The organism is Francisella sp. 19X1-34, from assembly GCF_041102755.1.
Taxonomy (GTDB): Bacteria; Pseudomonadota; Gammaproteobacteria; order Francisellales; family Francisellaceae; genus Francisella.
Genome location: NZ_JBGCTX010000075.1, coordinates 1 through 11,163, shown reverse-complemented (window position 1 = coordinate 11,163; position 11,163 = coordinate 1). Strand labels below are relative to the sequence as shown.

Sequence of the window (11,163 nt, the reverse complement as noted above, 5' to 3'; positions counted from 1 at the left end):
ATAGTCATTTTTTAGACAAGAAATGTAGATTTTCAAAATTTACTCCAATTATTGCTTAGATTGCAACACTCCCTTTATAGGTGGACACTTACAACACTATTTCGGTTGGAAATCATGTTTTTACTTTTTTAGTATCTATGGTATTTTTGTACTACTTCTGATTATCTTTATTTATCGTGAAACAGCAAAACAAACACACAAAATGTCTTTAGGAAAAGTGTTCTCCAACTACTATGAAATGGCAACTCATAACCACTTTGTTCTTGGTACACTTTGTATTGGACTACTTTACTCATTCCTTGTGATCTTTAGTACAGTAGGAGTATTTGTCATAGAAGATACTTTACATTACTCAGCAATTACTTTTGGTAATATCGCTCTATTAATGGGATTTGCTTGGTTCTTAGGGAATATGGCCAACAGATTCTTATTACATTTAAGTGAAGAGTTTAACAGAATGAAACTAAGCTTAGCTGTAAGTATATCTGCATTATCTTGCCTAATATTAATGATTATTAGCATCTTCTTCCCAACTAGCATTGTAGCATTGGCTGTATTTATGTTTATTGCATTCTTCTTCGCAGGAATCGTTTTCCCTAACTTCTTTGCATTATGTATTGGTCTATTTAGCCATATAGCTGGTAGTGCAAATGCATTAATGGGTGCATTCTTCATATTCCTAACTAGTATATTAGTGTTTATTTTTGGTCTAGTACATATTCATACAATCCTAGCTTTAGCTTCGATTATATTTATACTATCTTTAGTAAGTCTTGCTTTAATTAAGCTATTCTTTGCTCTAGAGTTAAAAAAATAATGCTTATCTCATAAAGAATATTCTAAATATCTTACCCCTTAATAATCTACAAAGCTTAAAAGTAATATTTTCTCATAATATGTAATAAATTTTCTTCCATTATTTCTAAAAACTGACAAAGCCATCATATATGTACTTTTCTAAAAGAAATGAGACTTCATAGAGGCTAAACTCTCATATATCAACACACCCAATATATCAAAATCATCAACTCTTTGATTCTAGCTTCATAAGCTCTGATAAAACATTTCTATTTATAATTGCTTGATTAATATAATCTTTATCTTTACCATTTTTAATCCAAGTTTGCTTCGATGCTCTAAGAGATTTAATATCATGGGTTTTAAACATATCTATTTTTAGTTTAGCAACTCTCTTACTCTCACCAAGCATGATTAATGTTTCAGCAGCAGTAATTGCTGATTCAAATGTTTATTAATTATAGGTTTAAAGAGAAATAAGAATTTAAATTGTTTTTATATATCTATATGCAAAAATATAAGCAATCAAACCTAAGATCATACTTCCTAAACTTTGACTTATCAAAATACCTTCAGCACCATAAAGGCTTGCTCCAACATATACAAATGGTATAGTGAAAATAGTCGCCTTCAAAAGATTAATTATAAAAGAGTAAAATGACTTACCTAAATTATTAAATGTTGCATTGGCTATAAAACCTGCTCCAACAAAAATATAACTTATAGCCACGAAGTGTGTAAATAAATACATAAGTCTAGCAGCATCTCCGGTTAAACTAAATAAAGAAACCAGATAACTATTTAAACATATAAGTACTATAGATACTAAAACTACAACAACACAAATAAACAAAAATGATTGTACTAATGTTTCTTTAACTCTTTGAATATTCTTTGCTCCTAGATTTTGACCTATAATTGATCCTATAGCTCCTGATACTGCAAAAACTATAGCAAAAGCAACAGGTGACAATCTACCTATTACAGACATTCCTGCAACTGCAGAATCTCCAAACTTTGACATTTCTGAGATAGTATAAGCAGTTCCTATAGGAGTAGTAATATTTGTTAATATCGCAGGTAGTGCTATTTTTGTTATAGGTGATAAAGATTTTTTAAAACTATTAAAATTAAAAGTTAGAGATACCTTATATTTAATTAATAAAGTAAAAAATGCTACTAATAATATCGTAGTTCGAGCAAATACAGATGCTATAGCAGCACCCTTAACATTCATAGAAAATGAAAATATAAAAATAGGATCTAATACCGCATTTACTAGACCTCCTAGTAAAGTAGAGCACATAGAAAACTTAGCATCGCCAAATGCCCTCAGTGCGAAACTAGAAGCCATTCCAAGAGCTAATATTGGGAAAGAAGGTATTAGAATTTGTAAATACTGAGTTGCAAATTCTAAGGTTTTTCCTTTTGCTCCTATAAGCATCAACAAGTTTGGTATGTTGAACCATATACAAATAGCTATAGGTATTGTAATTATTAAGGTCACTAAATAAATATTAATTAAGTAACAGTTTGCTAAATGCTTTTTGCCTTCACCAATTGAACGAGATATTAAAGCCCCCATAGCTATACTAATACCTATTCCTATAGATGTTGTAAAAAAAGATATAGTTCCTGCATATCCAACTGCAGAAGCTAACTCAACCTCGCCAAGTATACTAAGAAAAAACATATCCAAGAGATCAACAATAAATATAGCTATAAGACCTATTGAAGTACTTAAAGACATAATAATGACATGTCTTAATATAGAACCTTGTGTAAACTTTGCTTTAGTTTCTTCCTCTAAGCTTTCAGCTGCTACAGCTGCACTTTCTTCGATAGATTTTTTGCTTAATAATATGGTCATGAAAATTAATATAATGGACACTTTGATAAAGATCTAAGACATCCTACCAAAACTATGTTGAAAATTCTAATAAAATTCATGCACTAAATTTAACGCAACATTCACTATAATAGCTTTATACAGTAAGTGGTTACAATCTTTACTCAACTTTCAAACGCTTTAGCCTCAAAGCTACAGCAACTACTGTTACAGATGACATAGCCATCGCTAAAGATGCTATTACAGGACTAAGCATAATACCGAAAAATGGATACAAAACTCCTGCAGCAATAGGTATACCACAAATATTATAAATAAAAGCTCCAGCTAAAGTATGCTTAATGTTTAGGATAATTTTCTTTGAAAAAATAATTGAGTTATTAATATTTTTTAGCTCGCCAGAAGTTAAAGTAATATCTGCACTTTCTATAGCTATATCAGTTCCATTACCCATAGCAAAACCAACATCTGCTTTTGCTAATGCTGCTGCATCATTGATACCATCACCAACCATACCAACTTGGAACCCTTGCTTTTGAAGATCATCAACAAATTTGGTCTTATCTTCAGGCATCGCACTAGCAAAGACCATATTATTATCTATTCCAACTTCTTGAGCAATCACGTTTGCTGTATGTTTATTATCTCCAGTAACCATAGCAACTTTAAGCCCTGATTTTGTAAGCTGAGATACAACTTCTTTACTTTCTTTTTTTACAGGATCCTTAACAGCAAAAATTGCGGCTATATTATTATTCATAGCAAAGATTACTGGTGTTGCACCTTGATTTGCATAACCATCTAAAACCTGCTCAACATTACTATCTATACTAATACCATTTTCTGACATTAGTTTCATATTGCCAATAAGCACACTAGCACCTTCAACTTCCGCTGAGATACCTTTACCTGAAGTTGCTTCAAAATCACTTGCTACTAAATTTTTATTATATTCTCTACTATAAGCACTTAAAGCAAGTGCAAGCGGATGCTCAGACTTTGCCTCAACTGCATAAAGATAACTTAAGACTAAATCTTCATCTGCTATAAAATGGCTATTTGTTACGGCTGGCTTACCTTGTGTAATAGTACCTGTTTTATCCATGATAATATGTGTTAGATTACTAGCATTTTGCAGCACCTCACCATTACGAATCAAAATACCATATTCAGCAACTTTACCCATACCAACCATCATCGACATTGGTGTTCCCAAACCAAGTGCACATGGACAAGCTACAACTAAAACAGCTATTCCAGCAGTTACTGCTAAAGGTAGGCTAAAAAAGCTCCAGACTATAAATGTCAATACTGCAATAGTAATAACTACTGGTACAAATACAGCTGTAACTTTATCAACTATTCTAGTAATTTCTGGTTTTGAACTTTGTGCAGATTTAATAAGCTCAATAACATTAGCTAGAGCTGTTTCATCTATAGACTTAGTCATTTTAGCTTTTAAACTACCATTTTGATTTATAGTTCCAGCAAAGACTTTATCATCAATTTTTTTATTAACAAAGTCTGACTCACCTGTCAGCATTGATTCATCAACATTAGCCTTGCCATCGATTACCACACCATCAACTGGAATTTTCTCACCAGGATAGATAACGATAGTTTGCCCTACTTTTAAAAGTTCCAATGGAATATCAACTTCTCTATCACCATGGATCACATGAGCATTTTTAGGCTGCAAATGAATTAGCTTTTCAATAGCCTCTGAGGCCCTACCTTTTGATTTAATCTCCATTGCATGACCAATATTTAAAAACCCAAGAATAAGAACACTAGTATCTAAAAAGACATGTAACATTTGCTCTGGCAAATAAAACTCAAATAAGATAACAATAATAGAATATGTCCAAGCAGCTCCAGTACCTAATGCGACTAGAGTATCCATATTTGAAGATAAGTGTTTTAGCTGTCTCCAAGCTCCTTGATAATAGCGCTTGCCAGAATAAACCATAACTGCAAGTGTAACAATAGCTAATACAAGCCAGATTAAAAGTCTTTCTATATTAGAAAGATCACTTGAAAAATATAAAACACTATCCTGACTCTCAGAATGCATTTGTATGGCCATAAGAATAACACCTACCACAAATGCAATTACTGCTTGTTTGATACTTGTTTTAATTTCCTTTTTGGCTCTATCTACATCTCTAATTTGTGATTTTTTCTCTAGAACTCCTGGTTTACCTATTTTCTCTAATACAGCGAAAATTTCAGTAATATCCATACTACCTTCGATCTGTAATATTTTATCAACAACATTAGCACTGACTTTTTCGACACCATAAACTACTTTCAAAGATTTTTCTATCTTTGCTACACAGCCCGAGCAAGAAATTCCTTCAATAAAAATACAATATTTATGGTTATTTTTTTCTTGCTGCTGTAGCTCACCAGGATAGCCAATCTCTTCTAGTTTATTCTGTATAATGTTTAACAAAGATTGATCTGTCTCAACAGATACACTCTTGTCTACAATGTTTGCTTTAACATTACTAACACCTTGTATACTAAGCAAAGCTTTTTCTATCTTTGCTACACAACTTGAGCACGACATCGATTCAACAATAAACCACATAACAATAAAACTTAAGCACAGTAATCAATATATAAGTTATTGTAGATAAAATATAAAAACAAAACAATTAACTTGAAATAATAGGCTGTACTATATTCCCAAACTATCTAAATATTTAGCCATATCATAAACAGTATTCTGTTTAGAAAACTTATCCGACTTAGCTGAAATCTTCATATAATTATACACACTAGCTATTGGAGCTCCTCTATTAGAGGTCTATCTGATGGTATTTGCCCATAAAACACAAAATCTACCCTTTTAGATTTAAACTTTTGATGAATCTGGTGTAAATATCACATTCAGTTTAGTAGATTTAGTGATATTTCCTAGAATTTCTGAATATCGATACATCATTTGAATGATGATTAGACACCTTAGTCTGCTATTAATTAGATTTATTACTAAAATACTTATAAGAAAGCTTAAACACTACTGGACTAAGCAACAATAAAGCTATTAAGTTTGGTACCGCCATAAGCCCATTTAAAGTGTCTGCTAATAGCCAAACAACATCAATTTTAAGCATTGCTCCTACAGGGATGGCTATAATCCATAAAATACGAAATGGTACTATAGATTTGATTCCAAAAAGAAACTCAACACAACGCTCTCCATAATAGCTCCAACTTAAAACTGTCGTAAATGCAAAGAAAATCAAGCCTAAAGTAACCACCCAACTACCAAAACCAGGAATCAACGTATTGATTGCTTCTGAAGATAAGCTTGCTCCATTAAGGCCACTATTCCATTGACCCGATAGGATTATAACAAGAGCTGTCATTGTACAAACAACAAGAGTATCAATAAAAGTCCCAAGCATTGCTACACACCCTTGCCTAACAGGACTATTTGTTTTAGCAGCTGCATGGGCAATTGGTGCTGAGCCTAAACCTGCTTCATTTGAGAATACTCCTCGAGCAACCCCCATTTGGATAGCAAGCATAACTCCTGCTCCAGCAAATCCTCCTGTTGCAGCTGTAGGACTAAAAGCATTATCAAATATAATATAAAATGCACCTGGCAATAGTTTAATATTTAATAAAATTGCAATTGCACAACTAACAAAATATAAAATAGCCATAATAGGCACAATCTTACTAGCAACCTCTGCAATTCGTTTAACCCCTCCTAATAAAACTATAGCAATAAAAAAAGCAACTATAACACCTGTAATATAGGTAGGAATATATAAATTATTCTGCATTACATCTGCCATAGAATTAACTTGAACCATATTACCAATACCAAAACTAGCAACAAAGCCAAATATTGCAAATAATACGCCAAGCCATAAGAACTTTTTATCCAAGCCATTTTTTATATAGTACATAGGTCCTCCGACGCAAGAACCTTTTGCATCTACTTCACGATACTTAACTGCTAAAACTGCTTCAGAGTATTTTGTTGCCATACCAACTAACGCAGTACACCACATCCAAAAGACGGCTCCTGGTCCACCTATTGCAATAGCTGTCGCAACACCTGCAATATTCCCTGTACCAATAGTAGCTGATAAAGCTGTCATTAATGCTTGAAAGGGCGTTATTTCACCATTATCCTTATTTTCATTTTTACTAAAAAGTAATTTAAAGGCATAAATAATCTTTCTCAAAGGTAAAAAACATAATCCTAGCATTAAAAACAAGCCCACACCTACAATCAACATGAGCATTTGGGGTCCCCAAACATAGCTATTTACTATTTCAACTATTTGATGAAACAAGCCTTTTTCCATAGCTGTATTTTCTCCAAAAATTATCTTTTAATAATCTAATTACAAATTTTTAAACATCTTTAGTTGCTGATAATGCACTTATCATTTCAGAAGTTAGATTATTAAACCCTTTTGGTGAGTTTGGTGTGAATATTACATTCGATTTACCAGATTTAGTCATGTTTTCTAGAGTATCTAAATACTGATACATCATAACCAGAGATGATATATACTCCGAAGATATATTATCTCCAGCACCTTCTTTAACGTCCTCTATAGAAACACGCAAACCTCTAGCTATTGCCTTACGTTGTTCTGCAATACCTTCACCAAGTAGCTTCATCGATTCTTTTTGACCTTCAGCTTCTTTTATCTTTATAAGCTTTTCAGCTTCAGCTTTTGCTTTTGTTGCCTCAAGCTGTCTTTGAGCAGCATTGATCTCATTCATAGAGCGTTTTACATTTTCTTCTGGATTAATATCAACAACTAAAGATTTAATAATTGTATAACCATAAGTGCTCATCTCTTCTGAAAGCTCTTTTTTAATGTCTAAAGCTATTGCATCTTTATTTTCAAAAGATTCATCTAAACTCATACGAGGTAATGATGATCTAATTACATCAAACACATATGATTCCATCTGAGCTCTAGCATTTGTAAGCTTATAAAATGCATCAACCGCACTAGCCTCTTCTACCAAAAACTGAACCGACACTTTCATATGCACAAATACATTATCTCTAGTCTTTGTTTCAGCCACTATATCTAGTTGTTGAACTCTCAAACTGACTCTACCTGCAATTCTTTCAATAATAGGTATTCTAAAATTAAGACCGGCTCTTTGAATTCTTACAAACTTTCCAAATCTTTCTATAATATTAACAGACTGGGTCTCTACAAGACTTATTGATAAACCAAGTAGAATAATCAATATAACAATTATAGGTACTAACCAAACCATGAACATTTCTTATCTCCTTTTCACACTTCTCTACTGAGGAAAATCAACAATTATTTTATAATTACCATCTTTATTCTTCTGCCAAACTAGTAGATCATGTCCTGTTGCTACTTTACCAGCAGGGCTAGTCCATATAAATTTCAATATTACTAATTGATGGTTCTCATCGATATCTCTACAATACTGATAGTTAAGTTTTAGCTTACCAAAATCTCTCTTACCAGAGCTGTTTGTTGCAAAACCATCGACATAATGCTTTAATACTTTAGCTTTACTTCTATATGGTTTACCACCACTCATATATATAAAGTCATCATCATAAAATGAAACTAACTTATTAGCATTTACAGAGTCCCAAGCTTTTTCCATTTGCACAGCTTGATTTTTTATTGCATCAAAACTTTTATCACTACAATCTCCAGTTGCATACACATTCAACATTGTAAATAATCCCACTACCAACAAACATATTTTTTTCATTAACATCTCTCTCCTAATTTAACAATGACAATATAACTACATCTTTTTTCAAAACTTTTGAATTACTTTCAAATGGTCTAAAACACTCAAAGTGTAGTACTACTTTATAAGGTACTTTACTAAATTTCTTGGTAAGTTTTAGTTTAAAATTATCCATACCACCCCACTTTGAATTTTCGATATCCACACTCTCATGTGAATAACCTACATCATCGACATAATCATAATCTGGAGGTACAAGAAACCATCTATACCCATCTGTTGAATCGACAGGTAATTCAACATTAAATGTATAGTGTTTTTCATCTAAAACTATAGGCTTCGTATATAGCTTATCAACTTCTGACTGAGTCATATCTGCTAATGCAAAAGAAGGTACAAGTACAGTTAAAATACCTAAAACTCTAAATATCTTCAGCATATTACAAATACAAACTTATCATATAGATAAAATTATTATACAATTACAGCTGTTATAAATATATATTAGTTTAAAATAAGATGGCATTAGAAAAATTTGAACTAGAATTAGTTTCTTTTAAAGATATCACAGATAATGTTAGACACTTTGTTTTCAAAAGAACCGATGGCAAACCTCTTAACTTTATTGCTGGACAGTTTATTACATTTATGTTCGATGGTGATGATGGCAAAGTTAAGCGTCGTAGTTATAGCTTAGGCTCTCTGCCTTCTGATAATATGCTTTTAGAAATTGGTATCACTTATGTAAAAGGCGGTATTGCTTCTGAAGTTTTCTTTAACATGGAAGTTGGCGGTAAAGCAAATGCAATGGGCCCAGCTGGTAGACTTATTCTAAAAGATGAAGAAGTAAAAAAACTTATCCTAGTAGGTACTGGTACAGGGATAGTCCCATATAGAGCTATGTTTCCAGAGCTTTTAGAAAGAGCAAATGATATTGAAATACATATACTACTTGGTTGTCAGTATCGTAAAGATGCTCTTTATCAAGAAGACTTTATCGAGTTTGCCAAGAAGCATGATAATATTCATTTCAAACTTTGCCTAAGTAGAGAAACTCAAGATCTTAAAGATTATGAAATTTCAGGCTATGTACAAAACCAATTTGAAAAAATAGGTTTAAACCCAGAAACTGATGTTGTTTATGTTTGTGGCAATCCAAATATGATTGATCAATCATATGAAATGCTTACAAATGCTGGCTTTGGACCTAAAAGTGTAAGAAGGGAAAAATATATTTCCTCTAATTAAGCTTGATCCTGTGAGCAACTTAAGCTAGAATACTCAAGCTATTCTATCTAAAGGATATGGTGCTTAGATGAAATAGTCTAAGTGGCGATGTCAGATTATAAATATAAGGAAATTAATAAAATGAGACAAGAAATTCATCCAAAATATACTGAAGTAACAGTAACTTGTAGTTGTGGTAACTCTTTTGTTACAAAATCAACTTCTGGTAAAGAAACTATGGGTATAGATATTTGTTCACAATGTCACCCGTTCTATACTGGTAAACAAAGAATCGTTGATACTGCAGGTCGTGTTGATAAGTTCAAGAAAAGATTTGGCGGAATCAAAAAAGTATAATTATACTTTTTATAGATTCAAAAGTATTAAAACCAGCCTAGTGCTGGTTTTTTTATGTCTTTTTCTGACTGATCAAAATATAAATAATATTTATATTCTATGACCAACCAATATAATAAGCAAAAGTTATAAATACCCAAGAAACAACATACATAAATAAGATAAAAGGAACTATTGCTTTCAACCAATCAGTATATGAAACTCGTGCTATTGCTAGCATAGCTAATGTACCTCCAGCTGTAGGAGATATCATGTAGGTAAAACCATCACCAACTTGGAAAGCTAAAATCATTAGTTGTCTTTTCATCTCAACCATATCTGCAACTGGTATTAGTATCGGCATTGTTGCCATTGCCTGACCAGATCCTCCAGGAATAAAGAAGTTTACAATACTTTGAACTAACGTCATTAAAACAGCAGATAATGCTGCTGGGATATAACCAAGAACATCAGCAAGACCATAAACTATAGAATCTATTATGTGCCCTTCTTTTAAAATAACTTGAATAGCAGCAGCTAAACCAACAATCAATGCCCCTGGAGTAACTTTAGAAGCCCCTTCCATCATCAATTTAATATAATAATTTGGAGTATATCTACATATTGCAGCAACGATCACCGAAATAATCAAGAATACGGCAGCGATCTGATTTATATACCACGGCATTCCTAATATTGATTGCCCTTTAGAATTTGTCATTCCAGAAAGAATCGAGCAAACCGCTATTACAGCAATACCTATCACAAAGATACCAATAACCAAAGAATCTCTTAAAGTCATATGATAATCTTCTATATTTCGTGATAGTAATATCTCCTCATTATCATTCTTATGCTTTGGTGCAACAAATTTTGCAATATAAAATCCTAGAAACGTTAATGCTAGTAAAACCATAACTGTTCTTAAACCAGCCCCTGAGAATAATGGCAGATGGGCAATCTGTTGAGCCACTCCAATCGTATAAGGATTTATTGGCGATAATGCAAAACCAATTCCAATTCCACCAATTGCAATACAAACCCCTATAACTCTAGATAGCCTAAGAGCAGAAGAAATAATCAAAGCAACAGGAACTAATGCTATATTATTTTCATAACCAACAGCTATACCAAAAATACCATAAAGGGTCTTTACAGATAATTGTGTAAATTTTAATTAGGTTATATATTTTAAATATAACAATAAGGGATTTACAGAA

11 protein-coding genes are annotated in these 11,163 nt (G+C 32.3%); 3 read left to right on the top strand and 8 right to left on the bottom strand.

Annotated elements, in window-relative coordinates:
* Nucleotides 1-28: 28 nt before the first annotated feature.
* Nucleotides 29-817: an MFS transporter gene (locus tag AB8E56_RS10220; RefSeq protein ID WP_329480769.1), complete on the top strand. Its 789-nt coding sequence runs from the start codon at nt 29-31 to the stop codon at nt 815-817.
* A 207-nt stretch (nt 818-1,024) separates the two neighbouring features.
* Here the strand turns inward: AB8E56_RS10220 and AB8E56_RS10215 are convergent, their stop codons facing one another.
* The 7 genes from AB8E56_RS10215 to AB8E56_RS10185 form a co-directional block, all read right to left on the bottom strand.
* Nucleotides 1,025-1,210 carry a hypothetical protein gene (locus AB8E56_RS10215; RefSeq protein ID WP_329480763.1) on the bottom strand — a complete coding sequence of 62 codons (186 nt, stop codon included), beginning with the start codon at nt 1,208-1,210 and terminating at the stop codon, nt 1,025-1,027.
* 72 nt (nt 1,211-1,282) lie between these two features.
* Nucleotides 1,283-2,668: an MATE family efflux transporter gene (locus AB8E56_RS10210; RefSeq protein ID WP_329480761.1), complete on the bottom strand. Its 1,386-nt coding sequence runs from the start codon at nt 2,666-2,668 to the stop codon at nt 1,283-1,285.
* Between the two features lie 139 nt (nt 2,669-2,807).
* Complete coding sequence (locus tag AB8E56_RS10205) at nt 2,808-5,240, bottom strand: heavy metal translocating P-type ATPase (RefSeq protein WP_329480760.1); 2,433 nt, start codon at nt 5,238-5,240, stop codon at nt 2,808-2,810.
* Between the two features lie 388 nt (nt 5,241-5,628).
* Entirely contained in the window at nt 5,629-6,978 is a 1,350-nt protein-coding gene (locus AB8E56_RS10200; RefSeq protein WP_329480758.1) for a sodium:alanine symporter family protein, read from the bottom strand.
* A gap of 49 nt (nt 6,979-7,027) precedes the next feature.
* Nucleotides 7,028-7,924, bottom strand: coding sequence for an SPFH domain-containing protein (locus AB8E56_RS10195; protein ID WP_329480756.1), 897 nt, complete (start codon nt 7,922-7,924; stop codon nt 7,028-7,030).
* Nucleotides 7,925-7,948: 24 nt separating this feature from the next.
* A complete protein-coding gene (locus AB8E56_RS10190) occupies nt 7,949-8,398 on the bottom strand; it encodes a nuclear transport factor 2 family protein (RefSeq protein ID WP_329480754.1) in 450 nt (149 codons plus the stop codon).
* Between the two features lie 13 nt (nt 8,399-8,411).
* Nucleotides 8,412-8,753 carry a hypothetical protein gene (locus tag AB8E56_RS10185; protein ID WP_329480767.1) on the bottom strand — a complete coding sequence of 114 codons (342 nt, stop codon included), beginning with the start codon at nt 8,751-8,753 and terminating at the stop codon, nt 8,412-8,414.
* A gap of 146 nt (nt 8,754-8,899) precedes the next feature.
* On the opposite strand from AB8E56_RS10185, the gene AB8E56_RS10180 reads away from it, so the two are divergent.
* Nucleotides 8,900-9,628: a ferredoxin--NADP reductase gene (locus AB8E56_RS10180; RefSeq protein ID WP_329480752.1), complete on the top strand. Its 729-nt coding sequence runs from the start codon at nt 8,900-8,902 to the stop codon at nt 9,626-9,628.
* A 120-nt stretch (nt 9,629-9,748) separates the two neighbouring features.
* Nucleotides 9,749-9,964 carry a 50S ribosomal protein L31 gene (gene rpmE / locus AB8E56_RS10175; protein WP_329480750.1) on the top strand — a complete coding sequence of 72 codons (216 nt, stop codon included), beginning with the start codon at nt 9,749-9,751 and terminating at the stop codon, nt 9,962-9,964.
* A 97-nt stretch (nt 9,965-10,061) separates the two neighbouring features.
* Here the strand turns inward: rpmE and AB8E56_RS10170 are convergent, their stop codons facing one another.
* Entirely contained in the window at nt 10,062-11,048 is a 987-nt protein-coding gene (locus tag AB8E56_RS10170; RefSeq protein ID WP_329480765.1) for a TIGR00366 family protein, read from the bottom strand.
* Nucleotides 11,049-11,163 lie beyond the last annotated feature (115 nt).

What these genes read in the sequence shown, in the direction of transcription:
- AB8E56_RS10215 (WP_329480763.1), bottom strand. Translation starts at nt 1,210, where the DNA reads ATGCTTGGTGAGAGTAAGAGAGTTGCTAAACTAAAAATAGATATGTTT.
- AB8E56_RS10210 (WP_329480761.1), bottom strand. Translation starts at nt 2,668, where the DNA reads ATGACCATATTATTAAGCAAAAAATCTATCGAAGAAAGTGCAGCTGTA.
- AB8E56_RS10205 (WP_329480760.1), bottom strand. Translation starts at nt 5,240, where the DNA reads ATGTGGTTTATTGTTGAATCGATGTCGTGCTCAAGTTGTGTAGCAAAG.
- AB8E56_RS10200 (WP_329480758.1), bottom strand. Translation starts at nt 6,978, where the DNA reads ATGGAAAAAGGCTTGTTTCATCAAATAGTTGAAATAGTAAATAGCTAT.
- AB8E56_RS10195 (WP_329480756.1), bottom strand. Translation starts at nt 7,924, where the DNA reads ATGTTCATGGTTTGGTTAGTACCTATAATTGTTATATTGATTATTCTA.
- AB8E56_RS10190 (WP_329480754.1), bottom strand. Translation starts at nt 8,398, where the DNA reads ATGAAAAAAATATGTTTGTTGGTAGTGGGATTATTTACAATGTTGAAT.
- AB8E56_RS10185 (WP_329480767.1), bottom strand. Translation starts at nt 8,753, where the DNA reads ATGACTCAGTCAGAAGTTGATAAGCTATATACGAAGCCTATAGTTTTA.
- AB8E56_RS10180 (WP_329480752.1), top strand. Translation starts at nt 8,900, where the DNA reads ATGGCATTAGAAAAATTTGAACTAGAATTAGTTTCTTTTAAAGATATC.
- rpmE (WP_329480750.1), top strand. Translation starts at nt 9,749, where the DNA reads ATGAGACAAGAAATTCATCCAAAATATACTGAAGTAACAGTAACTTGT.